A 24,874-nucleotide genomic window follows, 5' to 3' on the forward strand; every position below is an offset into this window, starting at 1 on the left:
GGGGGCATCCCATTCTTAAGCGACGGGCCGGATTGGATGAGCGCCTATTACATCACCGTGACGAGGCGCCGTGGTGCCGGCCGGATCGCGCCATATTGCATCGATGTTCGTCGACTGCCATGCTGTGGTTTCGGTCGTGCTCGGGAGCCAGCGCGCACCACACCTTCTCCGGTCCACGGGACGCACGCGGTGGTCAGGTCACCCGTGCCGGGCAGTCCTCGTCCGCGACCGGTAACCCGAGCGCGGCACCGGCTACCACCTCGGTCATCGGTGCCCGGTAACCACCGGAGGTTCCGATGCTTCGCATGTTCCTCGCCGCCACGACCGTGGCGCTCGCCGTCCTGGGTGGGGCGAACGCCGCCACAGGGGTCACGGAGACCACGGGGGCCACGCCCTTGACCACGCAGCCACCGGGGCCCACGCCGACGGTCGCGTGCCCGCCCGCGTTGCCGATCACGGCCAGGGTCGCCGGGGTCACCACGACGAGCGTGACCCTCTCCTACTCGATCCTCTCCCGTCCACCGTGCGGCTACGACCCGCCGATGACCGTCAACCTCTTCGCCGACCGCGAGGACGCCGAGATGTGGCGGGCGCCGGTCGCCTCGGCGGTCTCCGGCACGGCCGAGCGCAACGGCACTGTCACCGTCGACCGGCTGACACCCGACACGGAGTACTGGTACCGGTTCACCGACGCCGAGGGCCGACGGGACCCGTACATGTTCGGGTCGGCGCGGACCGCGCCGGTGGCCTCCTGCCGTGCGACGGCCACGTTCGACGCGCGCTGGGGCAGCGGCTTCGTCGCCACGGTCACGGTTCGCAACACCGGGAGTGAGCGACTGGACGGGTGGCGGGTGTCCTGGCGGTGGTCCGGTGACGAGCGCGTGCAGTCGGTCTGGGGCGGTGTGGCCGAGACCGTCGGCGTCGACGTCACGGTCCGCAACGCCGCCTACAACGGAACGCTGGCGGTGGACGGTGTGGCGACGTTCGGTCTGGTCGCGACGACCAGTTCGGTGCCCGACGGGTTGACGCTGAGCTGCGCCCGCTGAACGAGGCCGCCCCGCTCCCGCCGTCACGGCGGAGGCGGGGCGGCATCGCGTCGGTCAGGGCTTACGGGCCACCGCGCCGTACGCGTCGATGCCGACGGCGTCGGGCTCCTCCGCCCGCCACAGCGGGATGGGCACCAGGCCCGGCCCGACCTTGGTCAGCCCGGTGAAGCAGGTGTCGAGGTCCTCCGGGCTGCGCAGGATGTACGGGACTCCGCCGCTCTGCGCCAGCCGTTCGGCCCCGGAGACCACCTCGGGGCTGGTGTCGGTGCCGTCCCAGAGCACGAGGTAGCTGCCGGAGGGCATCGCGGCCATGGTCCGCTCGACGATCGAGCGCACCACCTCGAGGTTGGGCTCGTAGCCCAGTACGCCCATGAACATCACGGCGATGGGCTGGTCGAAGTCGAGCGTCTGCGCCGCCTCGGCGAGGATCTTCTCCGGGTCGTGGTAGTCGGCGGGCACGTAGGTGGTGACACCCTCGGTGGTCGTGTTGGCCAGCAGTGCCCGCGCGTGCACCAGCACCATCGGGTCGTTGTCGACGTAGACGATCCGGGAGTCCGGCGCGATGGACTGGGCCACGGCATGGGTGTTCTGCATGGTGGGCAGGCCGGTGCCGATGTCCAGGAACTGCCGGATGCCCGCCTCGGCGGCCAGGTAGCGCACGGCCCGCACCAGGAACACGCGGGACTGCTGCGCCATGACGACGATCTCCGGGTAGACCTCGGCCACGGCGTCGCCGGCCGCCCGGTCGGACTGGAAGTTGTCCTTCCCGCCCATCCAGTAGTTCCAGATACGTGCCGCGTGCGGCACGTCGGGCTGAAGCTTCGCGGCGAGTTCGGGGTCCGGACCGGCCATGCCAGGCTCCTATCGAGGGGTCGAGAGCTGGAGGTCACCACTGAGGTGTGAGCGGGATCGTACTCCGGCGGTGTCCATTGTCGACGGCGGCCGTCACCGTCGGACCACCCCGTTCTGGTACGCCCACACCACCGTCTGCAACCGGTCCCGTACGCCGATCTTCGCCATGGCGCGCCCCAGGTGCGACTTGACGGTGCTCGTCTCGATGAAGAGCCGGTCGGCGATCTCGACGTTGGACAGACCCTGCGCGAGCAGCTCCACGATCTCGGTCTCCCGGGCGGTGAGCTGGTGCGCCGCCGCGGCGTCCGAGGCCGGAGCGGGGGTGCGTCTCGCGAACTCCGAGATGACCCGGTGGGTGACGGCCTGGTCGACCAGCCCGTACCCGTTGGCGAGGCGACGGACCGCCTCGACGAGGTCCTCCGGTTCGCTGTCCTTGAGGATGAACCCGCTGGCACCGGACTCCAGCGCGCCGAAGACGTACTCGTCGAGGTCGAACGTCGTCACCACCAGCACCGCCGGCGGCGTGCCCGGCGCGTCGGCGAGGATCTGCCGGGTCGCGCTGAGCCCGTCGCCGTGGGGCATCCGGACGTCCATGCAGATGACGTCCGGTTGCAACCGGCGGGCCAGCTCGACGGCGGCGGACCCGCTCGACGCCTCCGCGACGACCTCGATGTCTCCCGCGTCCTCCAGGATCACCCGGAAGCCGGCGCGGACGATCGCCTGGTCGTCGACGAGCATCACCCTGATCAACTGGTGGCCTCTTCCCTCGGGTGGGACGCGACGGGACCGTTCGTCGGCAGCGTCGTGGTGACCGACCATCCGCCGGCCGGGGTCGGGCCGGCCGCGAACGACGCCCCGATCAGTTGCGCGCGTTCGCGCATGCCCACCAGCCCGACGCCGCCGGTCCGGGCGCTGGGCCCGGATCGTGGGGTGGCCGGTTCGTTCACCACCTCCAGCGTCACCGAGCGGGGCAGGAAGCGGAGTGCCACCCGTACCGGTGCCTCGGGCGCGTGCTGGCGGGCGTTGCTGAGCGACTCCTGCGCGATCCGGTAGAGCGCCACGTCGGCGATCGGCGACACCGCACGTGGCTGCCCCTCCCGGACGAGTTCGACCGGCCCGGAGAGGCTGCCCGCCGTGCCGACCAGTTCGTCGAGCGCGTCCAGCCCGGGCACCGGGGCGGCACCGTCGCCGTCCTCGTGCCCCGGACGCCCGCGCAGCACACCGACGACGAGCCGCAGATTGTCCAGGGTCTCTTTGCCCTGACTGCGGATCCAGGCCACCCCCGCCTTCGCGGCTGCCGGGTCACGGTCGATCAACCGCTCCACCGCCGCCGCCTGCACGACCACACCGGACAGGTGGTGGGCCGCCACGTCGTGCAGTTCCCGGGCCATCCGGGAGCGCTCCGCGCCGATGGCCGCCTGGACCTTCGCCTGCTGCTCGCGGATCGCCTCGTCGGCCCGCAGCCGGACCAGCTCGACGTAGCGCCGGTAGGTGGCCACGTAACCGCCGACGAACGTCGCGCCGGCGTAGGTCAGGGCGCTCGCCGAGACGTACGCGACGCCGGTCAGCAGGTCGGGGGTCACCACGACGGCGGCCCCGACCGACTCCGCCAGCACGGCCACGCCGACGGCCAGCAACGCGCGCCGCACCGGCAGCACGGACCCGACGGTGTACGCCACGACGAACGGCGCGACGCCCCGGATGGTCACCTCGGGCAGGGAGAGGCCGTTGATGGGCAGTTGAAGGCCGACGACGACCGCGAGGCAGAGCAGTGGCCGGACCCGACGCAGGCACAGCAGCGCCGTCTGTGCGCCGCAGACGGCGATGACCAGCCAGGCCCGCGTCGGGTCGAACGACACCCCGTCCTCCGGTGCCGCGAACCAGAACAGCGTCGCCAGCAGCACGAAGGTCAGGACGGTCAGGACCGCTGCCAGAAGGCCGTCCCGGGCGAACACGCCGGTCACTCCGAGCCGGGTCAGCCGTGCGTCGAGCCACCTCGTCAGTCGTGGTGTGCCGGGCTCGGCTCCGGTGTGGTCCCTCATGTGGTTCGCGTCCTTGCTCCGGATCGTTCCGGGTCGGGCGTTCAGTAGGAGATGCTAGGCGCGAGCAGCCGGAACTCCACGGCGAACCAGCCCGCTCCGACGAGAGCGAGCAGGATCAGGCCGCTGCCGACAATCCGTCGCCAACCGACGTGACGTCGGACGTCGTCGGCCAGCCGGACCCCGGCGGGCAGCACGCCGAGCAGACCGACCAGTTGCAGCGCCTGGATGCCGCGCAGGGCGGGCCCGGGTACGTCCCGCAGGCTCATGATGGTGCCGATGCTCAGCACCCAACCGGCGAACGCCAGCAGCGTGCCGGCGACGGCGACGCGGCTCAGGATCCGCGCGGTACGCCCGGCCCGCTCACGAGGTGCGCCGCCGAGCCGACGGCGGACGATCGCGCCGACCGGCCAGGCCAGGACGGTGAGGAGCAGCACGACGGTCGACAGGGCCAGCACCGGGACGGCGATCGCCGAGGCGCGGGCGGGCTCGACGGGCAGCAACGTGAACGCGGAGTCGAAACTGATCGCCTCGACCCGGTCGTCGGTGGCCCGCATGGCGATCGTGCGCTGCCCGCCGACCTCCTGCCAGACCCACGGCGCGACCTCCTCGTAGAGGGCGGGGGAGTCCGACAGCGGACCCGGCTCGAACCGCAGCCGGTCGCCGTCGGCGACGCTGACCGTCGTCCGGCCGACCAGACCGGCCACCGTCAGGAAATTGCTCCGCATCGCCCGCGAGGACTCGTACGTGCCGGCGGCCAGCTGGGCGTGCGTGGCGGTGGTCGCCGCGTCGACGCCCGTGCTCGGCTGCCCGGCGCGGGCGGGGAAGTAGCGGTCGGCGAAGCCGTGCACGACCGCCTCGCGAAGCTCGTGGCTGTCGAGGCCACCGGATCCGTTGCTGTTGAGGGAGAGGAAGATGCCCGCCCGGTCGTCCGGGTAGATCTGTAGGTGTGAGTGGAAGTACGTGGTGTCGCCGCCGTGGCCGAGGATCCGGTGGCCGTTGCGGTCCTCCTCGAAGAAGCCGAGAGTCATCCGGGGTCCGTCGGCCAGGGTGCCCAGCGACGTCGCGTCGAGCGCCGGACGCTGCATCAGCTCCCGGGTCGGCCGGTCCAGCAGAGGCGCGAAGCCCACCGGCTCGCCGAGCTGGGCGAGCATGAACCGCGCCATGTCCGTCGCCGGGGCGCTCATCGCGCCGGGTGGGGGCGTACCGATGATCTCGAAGGGCGCGGCGGGTGCGGAGGACGTGTCGTACCCCTTGGACATCCGGTCCCGCAGCGCCGCCGGTAGGGGCTGCTCGAAGGTCGACGACGGCATGCCCGCGCGGTCCAGGACGTTGCGCTGGACGTACTCCTCGAAGCGCGTCCCGCTGACGCGCTCGACGATGTAGCCCGCGAGCGCGTTGCTGTAGTTGGAGTACGCCGGGACCGTGCCCGGCTCGTAGATCTGCTCCGGCGGGTCGGTCACCAGGGCCTTGCGCAGGTCGACGGTGCTGCCCTCGGTGCCGATGAGGCCGGCGATCCGCTCCTCGAAGCCGGCGGTGTGGGTCAGCAGGTGCCGCAGGGTCACCGCCGGCTCGTAGCTGCGCGGAAGGTCGAAGTCGAGGTACGTCTCGACGTCGGCGTCGAGGTCGAGCTTCCCGTCCTGCACGAGTTGCAGGACGGCGGTGGCGGTGACGAGCTTCGACACCGATCCCATCCGGAAGAGGTGCCGGTCCGGGTCGACAGGTGTGGCCCCCGTGCCGCCGTTACCGGTGTCGGCGTACCCGTACCCCCGGGTTGTGACGATTGTGCCGTCGTGCACGACGGCGACAGTGGCCCCCGCGATGCCGGTCCGGTCGAGCGCGGCCGGCAGCAGGCCGTCGAGCCAGGCGTCGACGTCGGTGCCGGTCAGGGCGGGGTCGGCCCCGCCCGGTCCGGCGGGGGCTGCCGGGATGCCGGCGGCCGGGGCCGGGTGACCGGGCGACGCGCCGCAGCCCGCGGTGGTCACGGCGACGACCACCATGGCCGTCAGCATCGCCCCGAACCGGGCGACCATTGGTGCGGGGCGGTGTGAGCGGGATCGCGGAACAGTGCGAGAGCGCATGGTCTGCCAGTGCCTTCCCAGGCGGAACGGGTGTCCGGACCACGTCCGTGCGGGGTCACCCGGTGCCTGGTTCCAGCCTGTTCGAGCGATCGGCCCGAACCATCTGGCGCAGGACGGCAATGCGTTTACGACCTGAGGAGGAGGGCAGTGTGTCCATCCGCGTGAACCACTGCCCGTGCCGGTGCATCCAACCCTGTGACAGAGCCCGCAGAAGAAAGGACCAACCATGCGCGCCACGTTGCTTCCCGGTGTGCTGCTCACCCTCACGGTCGTCGCCGGGTGCACCCCGGGTGTCGAGCGGGTCGGCGGCGACGCGGCGCCCGCCGGGTCGCCGTCCGCCAGCGCGAGCCCGTCGGCGTCGAGCGCGCCGGCGACCCCCGACTCCACTGCGAGCGCCCCGGCCACCCGCACCTCAGCCCCGGGCGCTCCGGCCACCCGCACCTCCGGACCGGCCACGCCGGTGAGTGAGATGAGGCGGACCGACTGGCCCAACGCGGTGATCCGCAGCCTGGACTTCTGCGGTGAGTCCGACGAGTTCGTGAGGTTCCGCAACGGCTCCAACGGCCTGGACGTGCCGTGTCGGATCCTGCCGGGCGGCGCGCGGCCGGTGTACGCCGACTTCATCGGCGAAGAGCCGGCGGACGCGCCGGCGACCGAGGACGCCCTCGTCCTCGTCGAACTGGGCAACCCCGGGGCGGCCCGGCGGCAGGCGCTGGTGCCCGTCCAGCTCGCCTACGACGGCAAGGAGCGGTTCGCGCGGCCGGTCATCAAGGGGGACGACCCGAGCCCGTCCGGCGACCGGGTCATGACGTTCGTCTCGTACCGGATCGTGGATTTTCACGTGGAGGCCACCGTCCGAAAGCTTGACGGCGGCACCGAGACCCGCCGGTGGCGCATGATGGACTACGCCGGCAACTGGGAACGGTTCTAGCCTTGCGTGAGCAGCGAATCGTCCACCCGCAACGTGTCGAGGACCTCGTCGGTGCGGTCGGCTCCGTCGGTCTGTTTGACCTGGACGTACACGCCGACGGAGCCTCCCGCGCCGGCCAGGGTGACCTCACTGAAGGACCTCTCGGCGCCTCCGCAGCGGGCCCAGCGCCGCACCGCCCCGCTGAGCGCTCCGACGGTGACCGCCCGGCCGGAGGCCTCCGTGCATCCACTGTGGTCGGGCAGCGTCGGCCGCTCCGTGGCCGGCAGGGTGCGGCTCACACCGACGAAGACACCGGGTGTCGCGCCGTCGACGTCGGCCCACTCGGTGAGATCCGCCCCGACGAGCAGGCCCGGACGGCGCTCCTCGGTGAGACCGATCACGGCCGGGTTCCAACCCCTGTCGCGCAGGTGCCGCGCCCAGCCGTCCGGCACGGCCACCGAGATGGTGCCGGTCGCGTCGCCCACCCGCGTCCAGCCGTGTGGCGCTGTGGAGGGGACGGCGGACCCGGCCACGACCAGCGCGGCGGCCACGGTGCCGACGGCGGCGAGGGACCGGCGGACGCGGTGCGCGGGTGGTCGGACCGTGACCCGCCGCCTGGCGAGCAGACCCTCCAGCGCGGCGGCGTACGCGGCCGCCGTCGGCCAACGGCGGTCCGGGTCGCGGTGCATCGCCCGGCGGACGACCCGCTCGACGGCGGCGGACGCGCGCGGAGCCGCCGGTTGCCCCGGCGGCGACCCGGTGAGCATGTGGTGCGTCAGGGCGCCGATCGCGTACACGTCCGCGCGCACGTCGATCCCCCCGCCGGGAACGAGCTGCTCGGGGGCCATGTAGGCGGGAGTGCCGGCCACCACTGTGAACCCGGACGCGTGCGCGAGGGTCTTGGCCAACCCCAGGTCGGCGACCAGCACCCGATCGCCGGCCGTGCTGTCGAACAGGACGTTGGAGGGCTTGAGGTCGCGGTGCAGCACACCGTTGTCGTGCAGGACGGCCACCGCCCGCGCGATGTCGGCGGCGACGCGCAACGCCTCGCGCACTGGCATCGGCCCGTCGGCCAGCCGGTCGGCGAGACTGCCGCCCGCGGCGTACGTCATCACCAGGTATGGCCGGCCGTCGGGCAGCTCACCGACGTCCAGCACCCGGACCAGATGGTCGGAGTCGACCTGCCGCATGAACCGGGCCTCCTGGCGGAAGCGCCCCCGGATGTCGGCCCGCTGCGACCAGTTGTCGGCGAGCACCTTCACCGCCACCGGCGACCGCAGCTCGTCGTCGTACGCCAACCAGACGGTGGCGAACGCGCCGGCGCCGACCGGGTGCGCGATGCGGTAGCGACCGACCTGTGGCGGGATGGACACGACCGTATTATCCGACGACCGGGACACCGGTGACGCCCATGAGCGGGGGAGCGCGGGTGGTGATCGGATCCGACACCGAGGAGTTGGCCCGGCGGGCGGCGTCCGGCGACCGCGCCGCCCTCGACGAGCTGCTGGCCGCGATCGGTCCACGGGTCCTTGAGCAGTGTGGTCGCTTCCTGCCCTGCCGGCAGGACGCGGAGGAGGCGGCCCAGGACGCATTGGTGCAGGTCGCCAGGCACATCGAGCGGTTCGAGGGCCGGTCGTTGTTCACGACCTGGTTGCACACGGTGGTCGCCAACTGTGCCCGACAGACCTACCGGTCGTTGCGGCGTCGCGCCGCCGAGGTGCCGAGCGCGTTGCTGCCCGTCGACGTGGTCGACCCCCGTACGACGAGCGTCATCGCCGGGTCCCGTCTCGACCTCCTCGACGCGCTGGACCGGCTGGAGGCCCACCGGCCGGAGCTGGTGACGGCGCTCGTGCTCCGCGACGTGTGTCAGCTCGACTACCAGGAGATCGCCGGTCAACTGGGCATCCCGGTCGGCACGCTGAAGTCCCGGATCCATCACGCTCGCCGGCACGTGCGGGAGTCGTTGCAGGGCGGTTGAGCAGAGCGTCAGACCGGGTGCTGCCCGCCGTGCCGGGCCGGTCAGAGGACGAGACTCGGCATGAGTGGGTCGTCCCATCGGTCCGGCACGGCGACCCCGAGCAGACCGAGCCGGTGCACCAGTGTGGAGTCGGCACCGATCATCCGTAGTCGGTCCGGGGCGTGCCGGAGCAGCCACGCGGTGAGCTCCACGCGCAGGACCTCCTCCTCGTCGTCGGTCAACTCCCAGGTCCTCCACGGTGGGTCGTCGCAGAGCAGGTCGTACTGCCACTCATCGAACGCCTCGGCGAGCCGTCGACTCGCGACCGGACCGGTAGCCGTCGCCCAGGCGTCGAGCCACCGACCGAGCGCGCCGGAGGCCTCCACGAGCACTGCCAGCACCTCGTACGCGGGGACCTCGGCGTCCTCGTCGGTGAGCGTGACGACCCACCAGGCGTCGAGGAACTCCCGGACCGCCGTCGACTGCTCGGTGGGCCACTGCTGCCAGCGGCCGCGTGCGAAGGCCCGTCCCGCCTCATCCATGCCGCCCAGACGCACCACCTCGCCGCTGACCAGAGCGCTGGCGAGTGGAGGCAGGATCCGGCGCAGCATGGCGGCGGGAAACTCCCAGTCGCCGGCCCAGTACGCACGGCGCAACAGGTCCGGGCTCAGTTCGACGTCCGGGGTCTTGAGCAGGGCAAGCTCCTCGGCGCTGCCCCAGTGACACTCGCAGTTGTCGTCGTCGGGATGAGCGGCCATGCCACGGAAGGTGGTGGCGAGACGGGCCAGGGCGGCGTCGAGTCGACGCCGGGCCGGCGTGGGTTGCGTCATGGGGTGGGCCTTCGGGGACTCCGGCCGTGTTCCGCGGCCGAAGAGCACGACGATACACGCGGGCTGACCGAGGGCACCCGCTAATAAATGTCAGGCACTGGTCAGGATCACGAGTTGCTGGGTGGCCCGGGTCATCGCCACGTAGCGGTCGACAGCCCCTTCGACGCCGGTGCCGAACGTGTCCGGGTCGACGAGGACGACCAGGTCGAACTCCAGCCCCTTGGCCTGCTCGGGGCTCAGCGACCGGACGCGGGACGTCGGCGGGAACGTCGGGTCACCGATCACGCAGGCGATCCCGTCGGCGTGCGTGTCGAGCCAGGTGTCGAGCGTCGACCTCAACTCGGACACCGATCCCCGGACGACGGGCAGCCCGTTGCCACGGATCGACGTCGGCACGTTGGCGTCCGGCAGCACGGCCCGGATCACCGGCTCGGCCACCGCCATGACCTCCGCCGGCGTCCGGTAGTTGACGGTCAGCGAGGCCAGGTCGATCCGGTCCAGCCCGACCCGGTGCAGGCGTTCCGGCCACGACTCGGTGAACCCGTGCCGGGCCTGGGCGCGGTCGCCCACGATGGTGAAACTGCGCGACGGGCAGCGTGCCAGCAGCATCTGCCACTGGGCGTCGGTCAGTTCCTGCGCCTCGTCCACGACGATGTGCGCGAACGGGCCGGCGAGCAGGTCCGGATCGGCACCCGACAGCGCCGAGGTGTCGACCAGGACCTCGTGCAGGTCCGGTTGGCGCAGCATCGCCAGCAGACCCTCACCGTCGTCGTAGGCGTCGGCGGCGAGCAGCTCGTCGATGACCCGGGCCATGTGATCCTGTTCCACGGCGGCGGCCGGGTCGTGCCGACCCGTGCGGCCCGCACTTTCCGGGTCGCCGAGCCGTTGCCGTGCCGCGTCCAGGAACGGCAGGTCGGACACCGTCCAGGCCTGGGCGTCGTCGCGTTGCAGCGTGCGTACCTCCTGCGGGGTGAGCCACGGCGCGCACCTGCGCAGGTACGCGGGCACCGACCACAGGTCACCGACGACGTCGGCCGCGTCGAGCACGGGCCAGGCACCGTTGAAGGCTGCCCGCAGCGCCTGGTTGCGCAGCAGCGACGCCCGCAGCGCGTCGTCCGGCAGGTCACCGTCGTACCTGTCGACGAGGATCGTGAGCAACTCCTCCCAGATCTCGTCGCGGGCCTCGTTGTGCGGGGTGCCCGGCCCGGGCGCCTGGAACGCGTCGACCCAGTCGTCCGCGCTCAACCGGATGTCGGCGTCGTCGGTCGTGATCGTCATCGCTGTGCCCGGCGGGTCCTCGTAGAACCGGACCGCCGCGTCGATCACCTCGACCACTCGGGCGGAGGACTTCAGCCGGGCCACCTCCGGGTCGGTGTCGACGGTAGCCGTGGCGCCCTCGGCAACGAGGTCGGTCAGGGTGCAGGTCTGCACGTCCTCCTCGCCGAGGCTGGGCAGGACGTCGGCCACGTACGCCAGGTAGGGCTGGTGCGGCCCGACGAAGAGCACCCCACCCCGACGCTGACCGAGACGCGGGTCGGAATAGAGCAGGTAGGCGGTGCGGTGCAGGGCGACGACGGTCTTCCCGGTGCCCGGGCCGCCGTCCACGACGAGCGCGCCCGCCGACCCGGCCCGGATGATGGCGTCCTGGTCGGCCTGGATGGTGCTGAGCACGTCGCGCATCCGGCTCGACCGGGCGCTGCCCAGGCTGGCGATGAACGCGGACTGGTCGTCGAGCGCGGCGGCGTGGCCCACGAACCCGTCAGTGGTGAAGACCTCGTCCCAGTAGTCGCTGATCCGGCCGCGCGTCCACCGGTACCGGCGGCGGCTCGTCAGGCCCATCGGGTTGGCGTGGGTGGCGCCGAAGAACGGCTCGGCCGCGGGAGACCGCCAGTCGAGCAGCAACCGCCGGCCCTCGCTGTCGGTGAGACCGCGACGGCCGACGTACACCGGATCGGGGTTGCCGGCCTCGACCACGTGCCCGAGGCACAGGTCCAGTCCGTAGCGGCTGAGCGCCCGCAGGCGGGCGCTCAGCCGGCGGACCTCGTCATCCCGGTCCACCGCCTGCCGACCCTTACCGCCGGGTGCCCGGCGGGCGGCGTCGAGGCGTTCGGTCAGGTCGGCGGTCACCTGCGCGAGGCTCTCCGCCATGGCCGCGAAGTGCCGCTCGTCGCGGGCGATCAGCGCCGGGGCGGCCTTGGGGGAGAGGCGATCGGGGAGGTCGAACACGGAGGTAGGCAAGGAATGCAATTCACGACTTCCATTCGGCCGATTTTTGGCTTCGGCCGACGATTTTGCGTCATATATGGGGTCTTGCCGCAAGCCCCTCAGTGCGATATACGTTAGTAGTGGCGGGGGCGTTGGTCCCCCTTTTTCATTCCTGATCAAGGGTGCCGGTGTGGACCGACCGGCTGCGGGTCAGGGAACGTCGACGACCTCACGGCCGAGCGGCCAGAACGCGGCCGGCACGAGCTTGAAGTTGGCGATGCCGAACGGGATCCCGATGATCGTCACGCAGAGGGCGATGCCGGCGAGGATGTGGGACAGCGCGAGCCACCAGCCCGCCAGCACCACCCACAGCACGTTCGCCAACCCGGAGGCGACGCCCGCGCCGGGCTTGGGCACCACGGTGCGGCCGAAGGGCCACAGCGAGTAGACCGCGAGGCGTAGCGACGCGACGCCGAACGGGATGGTGACGACCAGCACGAAGCAGATGAGGGCGGCGACGCCGTACCCGACCGCGAGCACGATGCCGCCGCCGAAGACGAGCCACAACACGTTCAGTACGAAGCGAATCACCATTCCAGCATGAGCGATGCTCACCACCCGGTTGTCCGGCACCCGGTCGCCCTGCTCAACGCGCTGGTGCCGGGCTGCTCAGGCCGGACAACTGGACGAGGGCGTCGTCGAGGCTCTCGAAGATCGGGAACGCTCCGTCCAGGCGCATCGTGTGCAGGACGGTGCGGATGAAGCGCGACGGGGCCGCCAGGCAGAGCGTGACGCCGCGTTCCCGGGCGTCGCGGTGGGCGCGGACGAGCAGACCGAGCCCGGTCGAGTCGATGAGGTGCACCCGGGTCAGGTCGACGACGACGTGCCCGCCCACCTCGGCCCCGTGCCGCAGCGCGGTGCGCAGCGTGTCGCCGCTGTCGAGGTCGATGTCGCCGGTCGCGGCGATGACCGTCACGTCGTCCAGGTGGTCGATGCCGAGGATGCCGCCGGGGCCGTGGTCGTCGCACGACCCGTTCCCGCCACGCGGAGGTGGCAGGAAGCTGCACGGCGGGCAGCGGTGCGGGCCGGTGGCGAACGGGGAACCGCTCCAGCCGTGCTCGGCCACCAGGGTCCAGACGACCTCGGCGTCGGGGAGCACGCACGCGGTTCCGCGAATGGTCTCGCCGCAGGTGTCGCAGATCAGGGTCATCAGGTACTCGTCCGGGACGACGGTCATGCGGGGGTCCTTCCTACGTCCGGGTGCGGCCTGGTGCGGTCCGCGCCGCCACGCCCGGATCGGTGACGATCGACAGCACCTGGTCGAGGTGGGCGATGTGCAGGATGCGCCCGACCCGAGGGTTCGGGTTACGGACGGTGAGCACCGCGTCGGCCCGGGACATCCGTCGGTGCACGTCGAGGAGTAGTCCGATGGCGGCGGCGTCGAGATGCCGGCAGTCGGACAGGTCGACAACGACCTGCGCGGGGCACAGGGCCAGCACCCGGTCGAACATCGCACCGACCTCCGGCAGGCAGGACAGGTCGAGTTCGGCGACGCGTACCTCGACCAGCGGCAGCGTGTACCGCCTGGGCAGCACGGGCGTTGTCATGGCCGTACCCCTCTCCTCACCGCTCGGTCGACTACCACCGTGCGGGGCGGGGTTGGCGATCTCCGCAAGGGTCTATGACAGTTGTGTGACAAAACGGCTCGTCGCCCGACACGATTGGCCACCCGGCGAGCCGCCGAGGATGATTCCGACATGACGGCCGTACTGGTGATCGAGGACGACGACCGCATCCGGCTCGCGCTGCTGCTCGCACTGGAGGACGAGGGCTACGACGCCCTCGGCGCGGCCACGGCCGAGGAGGGCCTGCGCGCCCAGCGCCGCCACCCGGCCGACTACGTCCTCGTCGACCTGATGCTGCCCGGGCTCGACGGCTTCGAGTGCATCCGGCAGTTGCGCCGGGACGACGACGTGCCGATCGTCGTGGTCAGCGCCCGGGACGAGACCGACGACATCGTGGCCGCCCTCGAAGCCGGCGCCGACGACTACGTGGTCAAACCCGTGGCGATCCGGGAGCTGACCGCCCGACTGCGGGCCCTGCGTCGCCGCGCCCGACCGCCGGCGGCGGTGTCGACGCCGGACCCGGTGCCGGCGGTGGCCTTCGGAGAGTTGGAGATCAGCCCGGAGGCGGGGGAGGTGCGCCGCGCCGGCCGGCAGGTGACCGTCACCCGCACCGAGTTCCGGCTCCTCTGCGAGCTGGCCGAGCACGCCGGCCGGGTGCTGTCCCGGCAGCAGTTGCTGCAACGCGTCTGGGGGTACGACAGCGGCGACGAACGACTGGTGGACGTGCACGTCGGGCGACTGCGGCAGAAGATCGAGCCGGACCCGGCGAACCCTCGGCACCTGGTGACCCTGCGGGGTCTGGGCTACAAGCTCCAGCGATGAGACGGCTCGGCCTGCGGACCAGGGTGGCCGGGGCGTTCACCGTGGGCGCACTGCTGCTCTCGGCGTCGATGGCGTTGGTCTCGTACGAGTTGACCCGTCGGTCCCTGCTCGACGACCGGGAACGCATCGCCGTGCGCGCCGCGTACTTCGACGCGGCGGTGGTGCGGGCCGGGATCGACACGGACACCCCGGACGTGGTGGAGGTGCTCCGGTCGCTGGACACCGGCGGGAGCCGCCGACCCGTGCTCCACCTCAACGGCGAGTGGTACGCGCGCGCCGCCGACCCGGGCACCACCGCCGCCATCCCCGCCGAGCTGCGCCAGGTCGTCGCCGCCGGGGAGCCGGCGGTGCAGCGGGTACGCGTCGCCGGGCAACCCGCCCTGGTGGTCGGGGTGCCGCTGTCCTCCACGGCGACCTACTTCGAGGTCAACTCGCTGCGCGAGCTGGAACAGACGTTGCAGGTCCTGGCGCTGGCGCTGACGACCGTCGCGGTGCTGGTCGCCGGGTCCGGTGCGGCTCTCGGCTGGTACGCCACCCGGCACGGGCTACGACCGCTGACGGCGGTCGCCGACGCGGCCGAGAAGATCGCCGCCGGTGACGTCACGGCCCGGCTGGATCCGGCCACCGATCCCGACCTGACCCGTCTCTCCTCGTCGTTCAACCAGATGGTCGACCAACTCGCCCGCCGCATCGAACGGGACCGACGGTTCGCCGCCGACGTGAGTCACGAGCTGCGGTCACCGTTGCAGACCCTCGCCGCGGCGGCCAGCGTCCTGGCCCGTCGACGGGAACACCAGGACGAGCGGACGGCTGTCGCCGCCGGCCTCGTCGCCGACGAGATCGACCGGTTCCAGCGACTGGTCAACGACCTGATCGACCTGGCCCGCAGCGACCAGCCCGCCCACCGGGCCCCGGTGGACGTGGTCACGGTGGCCGGGGAGGCCTGCCACGCGTACGACCTGCCGGTCGGCCTCGTCCACCTGGCGCCGGACGTACCCCGGATCTGGCAGGTGGAGCGGCGGCGGGTCGCCCAGGTCCTGGCGAACCTGCTCGACAACGCGGTGACCTACGGCGCCGGTCCGGCGGCGGTCCGGCTGTGCCGCGACGGTGCCGCCGGGGTGATCGAGGTCGACGACGACGGCCCGGGCGTGCCGGTGGAGGATCGTGAGGCGATCTTCGACCGTTTCGTCCGGGGCAGAGTCGCCCACACGCGCGGCGCTGGTGACGGCACCGGGCTCGGGCTCGCGCTGGTGGCCCAGCACGCCGCCGCGCACGAGGGGTACGTCACCGTCGTCGACCGTCCCGGAGGCGGCGCGCGTTTCCGGGTCACGCTGCCGGGCAGTCTGCCGTGAACCGCCGTCGTCTCGCCCCGTTGGCGCTCACCGTGTTGCTGGCCGGTTGCGGCATCCCCACCGACGACGGTCCTCGGCCGGTGCAGCCCCCGCGTGGGCCGATGCAGAGCGCTGCCCCCGCCGACGCCACCGCGCCGGCCGGTCGCGCCGTCGAGACGCTCTGCCTGGTCCGCGACAACTGGATCGTCCCGGTGGTCCGGCGCGCCGACAGCCCACCCAGCGTCGCCGAGCACCTGCGGCATCTGCTCGCCGGGCCCACCGGGGCCGAGCGCGACAGCAGCCTGACCACCGCGTTGCCCGGTGCGGTCAACGCGGCTGGCGTGACAGTGACCGGCACGCAGGCCCTGGTGACGGTGGACGCGCCCGCCGACGACGCGGGCCGGAGCGACGAGGTTCTCGCCTTCGGGCAGATCGTGTGCACCCTGACCAGCCGTGGGGACGTGACGACGGTGGCCTTCCTGCGCGACGGCCGGGCCCTCGGTGTGCCCCGGGCCGACGGTTCCCTGTCCGTCGCCCCGCTCACCCGCGCCGACTACGCCCCGCTCATCATCGACAGGTGAGCCCGCTCGGCGGGGCCGGCGTGGGGTCACCTGGACGGACGGTGCTTGTTAGACTCCAGCACCGATGATCATGGTGCGGGGGCGCGGCGACGAGCACCGGAGCTGGCGGTGATTTCGATGGAGGACGGCTTCGCCGTCGACGCGGAGGAGATTCGCGCCCACGCGCGCAACATCGACGCGCTGGCCGCGCGCTTCGCGGCGGTGAAGGTGGCGAGCGCGCACATCGCGCAGGACGACTCGGCGTACGGGTTGCTGTGCGGGTGGATCGCCGGAGTCCTGGAGAGCAAGCACGTGCGGCAGGACGAGCTGTTCGCGGGCGTCGAGGAGAACCTGACGCTGGCCGCCACCGGGCTGCGCCACACCGCCGACGACTACGACGCGGTCGACGCCGACAACGCCAGCCTGATCACCGACGTCGGAAGCCGCATGACTCCGTGAGCGCCGCGCGATGACCGACATGTCGCTGGTCGCCGACGTCACGTCCACGCGCGAGGTCTGGACGGGCGCCTCCCTGGCCGACAGTGTCGAGGGGCTGGTCGACGCGATCAGGAGTGAGGGCTGGGTCGACGACCTGCTCGCTGGCGCCGCGTTCGGGCTGGACGCGGCGGTGACCGTACTGGACCCGTTCAGCGCGTTGCTGGCCAACGGTCTGGGCTGGGCGATGGAATACTTCGAGCCGTTGCGGGACATGCTCGACAAGCTCACCGGCATGCCCGACGTGGTGGCCTCGCACGCCGCCACCTGGAACAACATGGCCGCCGAGCTGCACAGCATGGCCAACGACCTGCGGTCGCACCTGGATGGTGACCTGCCCGAGTGGTATGGCCAGGCCGCGGTGGCGTACCACCATCTGATGGACCACAACGTCGAGGCCCTCGGCGGGCTCGGCGCGGTCTCGGCGGCGCTGGCGGCGGCCACCGAGGGAGCGGGCAACCTGGTGGCCTTTACCCGCGACATCGTGCGCGACCTCATCGCCGACCTGGTGGCACGCGTGGTCGTCTGGGCCGTCGAGGCCATCTTCGTCGTCACGATTCCGGTCATCGCCGCGCAGATCACGGCCGCCGTCGTCAAGTGGGCCGGGCGCATCCTGATGTACGTGGGCGCGCTGATCACCAGCCTGACCAACCTCACCCGCATCCTGAACGGATAAGGCGTCCATGGCGAAGCCCGGAAAACCCGGCGGCGGCAGCGGCGGCACGGGTGCCGGTGGCGGGGCGGGCAAACCCCCGAAGAGCTACGGCGGTATCAACGCCGCCAACGGCATCACCAGTGCCCAGCAGGCCACCGGGCAGGCGACGCAGCAGGGCCACCCACCCGGTGTCGGCGCGGGGTCGGGCTCCACCAAGCCCGCGAAGCCGACCCCGCCTCCCGCACCGACCACGCCGCCGCCGGCCGGAGGCATCCACCACAGTGACGCGTCCCGGAAGCACATCATGAAGGGCGACGGTGGTCGGCAGGGCGGTCACCTCGCGGGCACCGGCTTCTCCAACAAGACGGAGTTCCCGAAGAGCTGGGACGAGCCGAAGATCCTCGATGCCGCGTACCGGGTGACGCAGCAGGGGCCACCGAACAAGGGGCCGTACCCGACCAAGGACGCGGACGGCAACCCGGCGTGGGCCTACGACTACGTCGGTGTCGTGGACGGCGTGCAGGTCAAGACGACGGTGCTCGCCGACGGCGAGATCCGCACCGCCTACCCGCCGGACAGGACCAACCCGGGTGTGATCAGCAACCCGCCGGCGCCGAACCCCGCGCCGCAGGGAATCCCGATGGGCAACCCGCCTCGCTACAGTAATCCCGACGTCGGCGGCGACGGCAGTTGGACCTGGGAGGGCCCGAAGGGCAACAAGATCATCAGGGTGGTCCAGGACGACCAGGGCAACGTCACACGCACCGAGCTCGGCGACTACAAGAAGAAATGAACACCATGGACACGAAGACGTACGCGGCGGTCGCCGAGGTGTGCCGACGGCTCGCGGGCCGGCTCTCCGACGATGTTCTCGGCACCGTCCGGGAGCAGTACGCCGCAGGTGAGCTGGACCTGGCCGACGGCACCCTCCTGCTCAGCCTGGCGTACCAGGGCGTCGGCGTCACCGCCGAGGAACGCGACTTGATGCGCGCGTTCGTCGGCGACCCCGACGGTCCCGACCTGGCCGAGGTGCCCGTCGTGGCGCAGGTGCCGCCACTGTCGTACCGGTTCGTGCCCGACGGCCCGGCGGACGCCCCGGATCCGGCGCCGGCCGACGCCCTGCTCTCCGCCAACGCTCCGCGCCGGCACGGCCTCGCCCTGCACCGCGCCTGGCGGGTTCCGCTCGACGGCGCGCCCGACGCGGCGGCGTGGGCGTACGTGTTGCAGGTGGCCGAGGGCACGGACGAGCTGTCGACGTACTCGGGCGTGATGTCGAGGCTGTGGGTCGGACTGCAACAGAAGTGGCCGGTGGAGGTCATCGCCGGAGGCTCGCCGCGCACGCCCTACCAGGAGGCGGCGTTGGCCGGCTCCCAGACCGTCTGGCGGGCCTGAGCGAAGCCCGCCGGGGTCTGCTCGGTGGAAGACCTGAGACGGGATCCGGGGGACGGCAAGGATGTTCCCGGATTCGGGGCGGTGGTCGGCGGCCAGATGACGGCGGGCATGAAACGCGCTGCGCTCCTCCTGATCGCCGGACCGGTCGGTCTCGCCGCCTACCGTCTGGTCCGTCTCTGGGGTAGGTCCGACGGGGTCTACGGCCCGGGGTTCGACTGGCAGGCCGCGCACCTGGTCGCCCTGGCCGGCATGCTGGCGGCCCGGCGGCGGCTGCCGTGGTGGAGCGTTCCGCTGTTGCTCGGTGGCATCGTCCTGCCGGTGGTCACGCTCGACCTGCTCCCCATCGCCGGCCTGTGCATCCTGGCGGCGCTCGCGCCGGCCTTGCCGGCACTGCGACAGCCCGGCGAACGGGCCGGGTCGCCGGTGCCGGTCGGCTGAACCGCGCTGGTCCCCGCCGTCCGGGCCGACGGCGGGGACCAGCGTGCGGGGGTGCTACTTCAGCGCGAGGGTGCGGGCGTCGGCGGCGATGACGGCGGCGACCTCGGTCGGCACCAGCTTGCCGGCCTGCCGGTCGGCGTAGGTGGCCAGCTCGGCGTACTGGGCGTGGACCAGCTTGGTGGTCATCGCCGTGACGGCGCCCGGGTCGGCCCCGGACGTGAGGATCAGGTAACCGAGGCCGGCCTGGCTCACCGTCACGGTGAAGGTACTCGTCGCGGTGGCGGTGCCCTCCGGTCCGGTCACCGCGGCGGAGATCGTGTGCCGACCCGCTGTCAGCTTGGCCAGGTCGAGCTTGCGCCCGGCCGCGGACTTCTTGCCGTCGAGCGTGACGGTGACGGTGTCCGCGTTGGTGGTGGCCACGGCGATCACCGGAGACTGCGCCCGGTCCAGGCGCGCGCCGTCGGCCGGCGAGGTGATCTCCACGGTCGGGTCGGCGGAGGGCCGCTGGAGGAAGGCGGCGTTCCAGCCGACCAGCTCGGCCGCCCGGTTGGTGATGATCGCGTCCGCACCGACCCGCTCCAACCGCTGCCACAGGCCGGCCGAGTCCATCGTCCAGGCCATCACGGCGACCCCGGCCGCGTGCAGCGGGGCGACGACCTCCGGCTTGGCCAGCAACGCGTTGCCGTCCGGGTTGTACGCGGTCAAATGCAGCTCCTTCGCGAGCGCCACCGGGTCAGCGTCCAGGGAGCTGCGGAGCAGGCCGAGCGGCAGTTCGGGGGCGATCTCGTAGGTGTGGCGCAGCGCGTCGACCTCGAAACTCTGGACGAAGACCCGGCCCGTCATCTGCTCGTCCCGGATCACCTGGATGATGGTGGCGACCTCGTCGCGGGTGTGCTTGCCCTTGATCTCCAGAAGCAGGTTGCCGCCGCGGGTGCGCAGGTCCGCCAACTGCTCGGCGAGGGTGGGCACCCGCTCACCGACGTACTGCGGGCCGAACCAGGAACCGGCGTCGAGCGCCTTGATCTGCGCGGCGGTCAGGTCCCGGATGGTGCCGGTGCCGTCGGTGGTCCGGTCGACGGTGCCGTCGTGCAGGATGAACGGGACGCCGTCCCTGCTCGGCTGGACGTCGTTCTCGATCCAGTCGGCGCCGCCCTTACGGGCGATCTCCTGGGCGACGAGGGTGTTCTCCGGCGCGGCGGCGGACGCGCCCCGGTGGGCGATTACGGTGAACGGGCTGCCCTCGGGCCGCAGGTAGCCGTTAGCCGCCAGCTCGGTGACGGTGACGTCGTCGTACGACACCGTCGCGCCGTTGACGAAGAGCCCCTGCACACCGTCGGCGGAGCGCTGGAGACTGTTCGTCCGCATCGCCTCCCGCCCGTCGAAGATCCAACGCGCCTGGTTGCCGTGCACCTCGACGGCCACCCGGACGTCCCGACCGGTGCCTGCGGCGTACGGGGCGGAGGCGGTGTTGGTCACGACCCAGGCGTTGCCCGTGGTGCGCTGGGCGAACTCTAGGCCGTTGGCGGCGGTGGTGCCGCTGCGCATGGTGGCGATCCACCACGGGGTCGCGCCGTCGGCGGGGACGTCGATGCCGAGCGAGGCCCAGCGGGTCGCGGCGGAGACCGTCTCGAAGCGCATCGTCGCCTCGAGCCGGAAGTCGTTCAGGTGCCGGCCGAAGGTGATCTTGTTGTTCTCGCTGGAACTGGCGGAGGTGCCGTACAGCCGACCGTTCGCGACCTTCCAGGTGCCGTCGACCGCGTTCCAACCGGCGGGCAGCGACTCGGACGAGAAGCTCTCCGAGACGACGACGCCGCCCGGTCCGGCGGTGGCCGGCGACGAGGTTGCGACGGCGACCGCGCCGGCAGCGCCGGTGACGGCGAGCGCGGCGACGGTGGCGGCGACCCGGGTACGCAGGCCGCCGAACCTCGACCCGGTGCGATCGAGCGACGATGGTGCGGGTAGGACAGTCATGGCCGGAACGGTACGAAGCGGCCCCGAACTGATGATCAATCAGGCGTTACCGCCGACGGAACGCTCGGTGTACCGCTCCCGACCCGCGCCGGTCAGCCTCAGGTCAGTGTGTCAGGCCGGTGCAGGCGACCCCGTCGATGGCGCACGCCTCGGGGGCCGCGCCCGCCGGTGAGCCGTTGACCCGGAACGTCACCCGGACCGACGCGCTGCCCGGCACCTGGCCCGCGCTCCCGTCCGGCACGAACGTCCACACCGCACCGTCGCGGCTGGCCCGCGCGCCCTCGACGCCGCTGACCCGCAGCGACTCCCGGGGCAGGGTGACCGTCAGCGTCCACTGCGGCACCGACACCGACCCGGGGTTGGTGATCGTCACCGCCGCGCCGTAACTGAGCAACGCGGTGTCCGCGACGGCGAAGTCGGCCGTCAGGGCGGCCGGAGTGGGCGAGGCGGTAGCACCGCCGGGGGTGGGCCGGGTCGACGCCCCGACCGTCGGCGCTGAAGCGGTGGCCGACGCGACCGGTGGGGGAGCGGACGCCGTCGGACTGCTCGCCGCCGGCCGCGCCTGCGCCCGCGAGGTGTCCGGCGTGGGCGTGCCCACCTGGTCGGCGGACGGCGGCGCGTCGAGGGTCACCGGCGTCAGCTTCTCCGGCGTACGCAGCAGTCCGACGACGGCGACGGCCGTCACGACCAGCACCCCGAGCGCCGCGATCGCGGCCACCCAGGTGGCCCGCGAGACGTCGTCCCGACCGGTGAGCACCCGCCGTGTGGCCGTGGCGAGAGCCACGATCCGGTCCAGCAGGATGATCGCCACGGTACGGCGTGGTTGGGGTGGTGTTGCCGGCACTGCCTGTCTCCCCTTCGGTTCGTCGCCGGATGCGCCGGAGATCCGTGCGGATCACGGCTGCCATCGGCCGTGTCACAGACCGCGGAGCCCGACGAGGATCGCCTCGAGCAGATCCTCGGTCGGCAGCTCCGACAGCATCGGCGGGTCGTGCGTCTCGATCAGCCCGGCCGTGAGCAGGTCGCCGAGCAGCACCCGAACGGTCCCCAACGGAAGGTCCAGCTCGGCGCCGACCTCGGCCACCGACACCGGATGGTGGCACAGCTCGACGAGCCGCGCCTGTTCCGGGAAGAGCGGCGTGGGCGGCCTGACCCCGCGACGGGCGACGACCAGCGCGATCAGGTCGAACTGGCTGCCCGTGGGCGCGGTACGCCCGCCGGTCATTGTGTAGGGCCGGGCTACCGGTCCCGCCTCGTCGTCGTACCACGCCTCGTCAGCGGTGCCGGTGCTGCGCACCTGTGTCCCCGATCGTCGCCGAGGAGGCCGGCCCCAGACGGATGGGCAGGTGCCGCTCGGCCTGCCCCACGAACATCGCCACCTCATAGGCCATGTCGCCGACCTCGACGTCGTCACCGGCGATCCGCACGGTGAGGATGGTCCCGTTCGGGATGGTGGCGATGAAGAGGAACGCCCGCGACATCTGCACCACCACCTGACGAAGCGCGCCCCCCTCGCAGACGCGGGTGGCGGCCAGCCCCAGACCGATCAGCCCGGCGACCACACCGGAGATCTGCTCGACCAGCTCCGCCCCCACCTGCCGCGAGCCGCCGAGGGGCAGCCCGTCGGGGGAGAGCACCACGGCGAACTCCGCGCCGTGCACTCGGTCGACCAGGCGGTCCAGGGCACCGGTCAGGCCGTCGTTGGTGACCACTGCGGACGTCATGGATGTCTCCTTGCTGTTCTGGCGATCGGGATCTCGACCGTGTCGAGGCTGGTCCTGTCGTTTGCGAAGCCGGACGGCCCGGCGTGGCGAACCCGTGTCGGCAGCGCGCCGTCGCCGTTGGGGGCGGGCGGGTCGACAACGTCGCGGGTGGGCGGGTAGGTGGTGCCGGTTGCCGCGGTGGTCGCGCCGGGGCCGTCGCCGCGGGGCGTGACCAGTGCGGCCGGGAGGAGCACGATCGCCGCCGTCCCACCTCGCTGACTGGGACGCAGGGAGACGCGGGCACCGCACCTGTCGGCCAGCACGGCGGCGGCGTACAGACCTGCGAAACCCGGGGGAGGACCGTCCGGCGGCGGACTGTCGAACAGGTGGTTCGCCTCGGCCAGTGAGGACGCGTCCAGGCCGGACCCGTCGTCCACGACCAGGACTGCGCAGCCCTGCGGGTGGGGTTCGCCGGAGACGCGGACCGTGGTGTCCGACGCCGAGTGGGCGAGGGCGTTCTCGATCAGCTCCGACAGCAGGTGGACGACGTCCGTGACGGCGGGACCCGCCAGCGACCACGGCCAGTGCGGGGCGATCAGGACCCGGTGGTAGTCCGGCACCTCGGCGACCGCGCCGCGCGCCACGTCGAGCAGGGGCACCGGCCGCCGCCAGCGGCGGGCGGGCGTCGCGCCGGCGAGGGCGATGAGCTTCTCCACGTTACGCCGGACCCGGGTGGTGAGGTGGTCGAGCTGGAACAGCTCGCTGGTCTCCTCCGCCGAGCGCTCCCGGCGTTGCATCCCGTCCAGCAGGTTGAGCTGGTCGCGCAGCAGCGCCTGGTTGCGTCGGGTCAGTCTCAGGAACAGGTCGTGGTTGCCGCCGCCCGGTGTCGTGCCGCCGGCACCGGACGGTGCGGGGACCGGGGCCGGAGTGTCGTCGCCCGTCCTGGTCGGTGCGTCGGTCAGGCGGCGGACGGTGTTCACCCAGCTCAGCAGGAGCACGACCACGACGATGAGGCCGAGCCCCACCACTGCGCCGGTACGCGCGGTCACCACTGCCGCGCCCGGCGCCGCCCGATCGGCACTGCTGCGGGCGGTGGTCGCCACCAGTGTCTGCAACGCGCCGAGCGAGGCGTCCACGGCGGCCCGCCAGGCCTGCGCGGTGACCCCGGTCGGTGCGGTGCCGGCATTGCCGGAGAGCAGCAGGTCCTCCAGGGCGAGCAGGTTCGTGAAGTCGGGCCCGGCCACCAGACGCTGATACTCGCCCTGGTCGTCGGCGGGCAACCCGGCCGCCGCCTCGCCGCGTGCGTACCGCTGGCTGCTGACGAGCTCGGTCAGCCGGCGCCTCTCGTCGGCACCGAACCGACCGGTGGTCAGGGCCGCGCTGACCACTGTGTCCTCCCGGGCGAGCAGCTCCCGGGCGCGGGCCAGCGCGATCACCGCGCGGGTGTCGGCGGCCAGCGTGCTCTCGTACGCGCCCCACTCCGGGCCGTACACCCGGAAGGCGACGTCGATGACCTGGTCGTACCCGTCGACCGCCGTGGCCACGTCGAGACGCCCGGCGTCCACCCGGGAGCGGATCGTGCTCAGGCCGTCGAGTCGCCGGACCAACTCGCCGGCCCGGTCCCGGACGTCACCGGCGCTGAGCAGTCGAAGGTCGCGGCCGTCGGCGAACTCGCGGATCTCGGCGGTGGCCCGGTCGGTCCCCTGGCGCGCCTCGACCAGCGGTGCCGCCGCCGGCGCGGCTCTCGTGACCGTCTCGGCGGTCAGTCGGCGTTCGGTCTGCAAGCCCAGGATCAGGCGGTCGACGGGTTGGCCCAGGGTGTCCGCCAGGGCGCGCACCCGCAGCAGGTCCATGGCGTCCTGGCTGGCCACGTAGGCCGCGTACGACCAGAGTGAGACCAGCACGGCGGCCAGCACGACCAGCCTGAGCCGGATCAGCCGCACCTCGTTACGCGTCACGTTC

At 72.3% G+C, this 24,874-nt stretch carries 27 protein-coding genes; 11 read left to right on the forward strand and 16 right to left on the reverse strand.

Going from position 1 to position 24,874, the window contains the following annotated elements; all coding sequences use genetic code 11:
• Positions 1-193: 193 nt before the first annotated feature.
• Positions 194-478, reverse strand: coding sequence for a hypothetical protein (locus GA0070612_RS32555; RefSeq protein ID WP_231924246.1), 285 nt, complete (start codon positions 476-478; stop codon positions 194-196).
• A 10-nt stretch (positions 479-488) separates the two neighbouring features.
• Here GA0070612_RS32555 and GA0070612_RS18295 point away from each other — a divergent pair, with 10 nt between their 5' ends.
• Complete coding sequence (locus tag GA0070612_RS18295; RefSeq protein ID WP_231924247.1) at positions 489-1,046, forward strand: cellulose binding domain-containing protein; 558 nt, start codon at positions 489-491, stop codon at positions 1,044-1,046.
• A gap of 54 nt (positions 1,047-1,100) precedes the next feature.
• Here GA0070612_RS18295 and GA0070612_RS18300 read toward each other — a convergent pair whose 3' ends face one another.
• From GA0070612_RS18300 to GA0070612_RS18315, 4 genes are all read right to left on the reverse strand, one after another.
• Positions 1,101-1,898: an SAM-dependent methyltransferase gene (locus GA0070612_RS18300; protein ID WP_088989009.1), complete on the reverse strand. Its 798-nt coding sequence runs from the start codon at positions 1,896-1,898 to the stop codon at positions 1,101-1,103.
• Between the two features lie 93 nt (positions 1,899-1,991).
• On the reverse strand, positions 1,992-2,636 hold the full coding sequence (locus tag GA0070612_RS18305) for a response regulator transcription factor (RefSeq protein ID WP_231924657.1): 645 nt from the start codon (positions 2,634-2,636) through the stop codon (positions 1,992-1,994).
• A gap of 8 nt (positions 2,637-2,644) precedes the next feature.
• Positions 2,645-3,940 (reverse strand): sensor histidine kinase, encoded by a 1,296-nt coding sequence (locus tag GA0070612_RS18310; RefSeq protein ID WP_088989011.1) that lies wholly within the window; start codon positions 3,938-3,940, stop codon positions 2,645-2,647.
• Positions 3,941-3,981: 41 nt separating this feature from the next.
• Complete coding sequence (locus GA0070612_RS18315; RefSeq protein WP_167393647.1) at positions 3,982-5,949, reverse strand: serine hydrolase domain-containing protein; 1,968 nt, start codon at positions 5,947-5,949, stop codon at positions 3,982-3,984.
• Between the two features lie 295 nt (positions 5,950-6,244).
• Between GA0070612_RS18315 and GA0070612_RS18320 the strand changes: the two genes are divergently transcribed.
• Positions 6,245-6,949 carry a hypothetical protein gene (locus tag GA0070612_RS18320; RefSeq protein ID WP_157742535.1) on the forward strand — a complete coding sequence of 235 codons (705 nt, stop codon included), beginning with the start codon at positions 6,245-6,247 and terminating at the stop codon, positions 6,947-6,949.
• Here GA0070612_RS18320 and GA0070612_RS18325 read toward each other — a convergent pair.
• Positions 6,946-8,301, reverse strand: coding sequence for a serine/threonine-protein kinase (locus GA0070612_RS18325; protein ID WP_088989014.1), 1,356 nt, complete (start codon positions 8,299-8,301; stop codon positions 6,946-6,948). The two genes, GA0070612_RS18320 and GA0070612_RS18325, sit on opposite strands and share 4 nt — an antisense overlap.
• Positions 8,302-8,339: 38 nt before the next feature.
• On the opposite strand from GA0070612_RS18325, the gene GA0070612_RS18330 reads away from it, so the two are divergent.
• Positions 8,340-8,906 carry an RNA polymerase sigma factor gene (locus tag GA0070612_RS18330; protein WP_197699181.1) on the forward strand — a complete coding sequence of 189 codons (567 nt, stop codon included), beginning with the start codon at positions 8,340-8,342 and terminating at the stop codon, positions 8,904-8,906.
• A gap of 41 nt (positions 8,907-8,947) precedes the next feature.
• Here GA0070612_RS18330 and GA0070612_RS18335 read toward each other — a convergent pair whose 3' ends face one another.
• The 5 genes from GA0070612_RS18335 to GA0070612_RS18355 all read right to left on the reverse strand — a co-directional run bounded on the left by GA0070612_RS18335 (position 8,948) and on the right by GA0070612_RS18355 (position 13,527).
• Positions 8,948-9,715, reverse strand: coding sequence for a hypothetical protein (locus tag GA0070612_RS18335; protein WP_088989015.1), 768 nt, complete (start codon positions 9,713-9,715; stop codon positions 8,948-8,950).
• Between the two features lie 90 nt (positions 9,716-9,805).
• Positions 9,806-11,941: an RNA polymerase recycling motor ATPase HelR gene (gene helR / locus GA0070612_RS18340; RefSeq protein ID WP_231924248.1), complete on the reverse strand. Its 2,136-nt coding sequence runs from the start codon at positions 11,939-11,941 to the stop codon at positions 9,806-9,808.
• 189 nt (positions 11,942-12,130) lie between these two features.
• Positions 12,131-12,511 carry a YccF domain-containing protein gene (locus GA0070612_RS18345; protein ID WP_197699183.1) on the reverse strand — a complete coding sequence of 127 codons (381 nt, stop codon included), beginning with the start codon at positions 12,509-12,511 and terminating at the stop codon, positions 12,131-12,133.
• A 55-nt stretch (positions 12,512-12,566) separates the two neighbouring features.
• Positions 12,567-13,157, reverse strand: coding sequence for an STAS domain-containing protein (locus tag GA0070612_RS18350; protein ID WP_088989018.1), 591 nt, complete (start codon positions 13,155-13,157; stop codon positions 12,567-12,569).
• Between the two features lie 13 nt (positions 13,158-13,170).
• Positions 13,171-13,527 carry an STAS domain-containing protein gene (locus GA0070612_RS18355; protein ID WP_088989019.1) on the reverse strand — a complete coding sequence of 119 codons (357 nt, stop codon included), beginning with the start codon at positions 13,525-13,527 and terminating at the stop codon, positions 13,171-13,173.
• A 150-nt stretch (positions 13,528-13,677) separates the two neighbouring features.
• Between GA0070612_RS18355 and GA0070612_RS18360 the strand changes: the two genes are divergently transcribed.
• The 8 genes from GA0070612_RS18360 to GA0070612_RS18395 all read left to right on the forward strand — a co-directional run bounded on the left by GA0070612_RS18360 (position 13,678) and on the right by GA0070612_RS18395 (position 19,238).
• A complete protein-coding gene (locus GA0070612_RS18360; protein ID WP_088989020.1) occupies positions 13,678-14,367 on the forward strand; it encodes a response regulator transcription factor in 690 nt (229 codons plus the stop codon).
• Positions 14,364-15,719 (forward strand): sensor histidine kinase, encoded by a 1,356-nt coding sequence (locus tag GA0070612_RS18365; RefSeq protein ID WP_088989021.1) that lies wholly within the window; start codon positions 14,364-14,366, stop codon positions 15,717-15,719. Before GA0070612_RS18360 ends, GA0070612_RS18365 begins: the two co-directional genes overlap by 4 nt.
• A complete protein-coding gene (locus GA0070612_RS18370; protein ID WP_088989022.1) occupies positions 15,716-16,279 on the forward strand; it encodes a GerMN domain-containing protein in 564 nt (187 codons plus the stop codon). Before GA0070612_RS18365 ends, GA0070612_RS18370 begins: the two co-directional genes overlap by 4 nt.
• A gap of 117 nt (positions 16,280-16,396) precedes the next feature.
• The gene (locus GA0070612_RS18375) at positions 16,397-16,717 is read left to right on the forward strand and encodes a type VII secretion target (protein WP_088989023.1); all 321 of its coding nucleotides are present in this window, start codon (positions 16,397-16,399) and stop codon (positions 16,715-16,717) included.
• 10 nt (positions 16,718-16,727) lie between these two features.
• Positions 16,728-17,429, forward strand: a complete 702-nt coding sequence (locus GA0070612_RS18380; protein ID WP_088989024.1) for a WXG100 family type VII secretion target — start codon at positions 16,728-16,730, stop codon at positions 17,427-17,429.
• 7 nt (positions 17,430-17,436) lie between these two features.
• Positions 17,437-18,201, forward strand: coding sequence for an EndoU domain-containing protein (locus GA0070612_RS18385; protein WP_088989025.1), 765 nt, complete (start codon positions 17,437-17,439; stop codon positions 18,199-18,201).
• A 5-nt stretch (positions 18,202-18,206) separates the two neighbouring features.
• Positions 18,207-18,800, forward strand: a complete 594-nt coding sequence (locus GA0070612_RS18390; protein ID WP_088991593.1) for a hypothetical protein — start codon at positions 18,207-18,209, stop codon at positions 18,798-18,800.
• Positions 18,801-18,824: 24 nt separating this feature from the next.
• On the forward strand, positions 18,825-19,238 hold the full coding sequence (locus GA0070612_RS18395) for a hypothetical protein (protein ID WP_157742536.1): 414 nt from the start codon (positions 18,825-18,827) through the stop codon (positions 19,236-19,238).
• 54 nt (positions 19,239-19,292) lie between these two features.
• Here the strand turns inward: GA0070612_RS18395 and GA0070612_RS18400 are convergent, their stop codons facing one another.
• The 5 genes from GA0070612_RS18400 to GA0070612_RS18420 all read right to left on the reverse strand — a co-directional run bounded on the left by GA0070612_RS18400 (position 19,293) and on the right by GA0070612_RS18420 (position 24,870).
• Positions 19,293-21,209: a glycerophosphodiester phosphodiesterase gene (locus tag GA0070612_RS18400; RefSeq protein ID WP_088989027.1), complete on the reverse strand. Its 1,917-nt coding sequence runs from the start codon at positions 21,207-21,209 to the stop codon at positions 19,293-19,295.
• Positions 21,210-21,312: 103 nt separating this feature from the next.
• Positions 21,313-22,053, reverse strand: coding sequence for a cellulose binding domain-containing protein (locus tag GA0070612_RS18405; RefSeq protein WP_157742537.1), 741 nt, complete (start codon positions 22,051-22,053; stop codon positions 21,313-21,315).
• A gap of 72 nt (positions 22,054-22,125) precedes the next feature.
• Entirely contained in the window at positions 22,126-22,506 is a 381-nt protein-coding gene (locus tag GA0070612_RS18410; protein WP_269458262.1) for a DUF742 domain-containing protein, read from the reverse strand.
• Positions 22,484-22,933 (reverse strand): roadblock/LC7 domain-containing protein, encoded by a 450-nt coding sequence (locus GA0070612_RS18415; RefSeq protein WP_088989030.1) that lies wholly within the window; start codon positions 22,931-22,933, stop codon positions 22,484-22,486. Before GA0070612_RS18415 ends, GA0070612_RS18410 begins: the two co-directional genes overlap by 23 nt.
• The gene (locus tag GA0070612_RS18420; RefSeq protein ID WP_157742538.1) at positions 22,930-24,870 is read right to left on the reverse strand and encodes a sensor histidine kinase; all 1,941 of its coding nucleotides are present in this window, start codon (positions 24,868-24,870) and stop codon (positions 22,930-22,932) included. Before GA0070612_RS18420 ends, GA0070612_RS18415 begins: the two co-directional genes overlap by 4 nt.
• Positions 24,871-24,874 lie beyond the last annotated feature (4 nt).

The sequence above is a fragment of the Micromonospora chokoriensis genome (assembly GCF_900091505.1).
GTDB classification, from domain to species: domain Bacteria; phylum Actinomycetota; class Actinomycetes; order Mycobacteriales; family Micromonosporaceae; genus Micromonospora; species Micromonospora chokoriensis.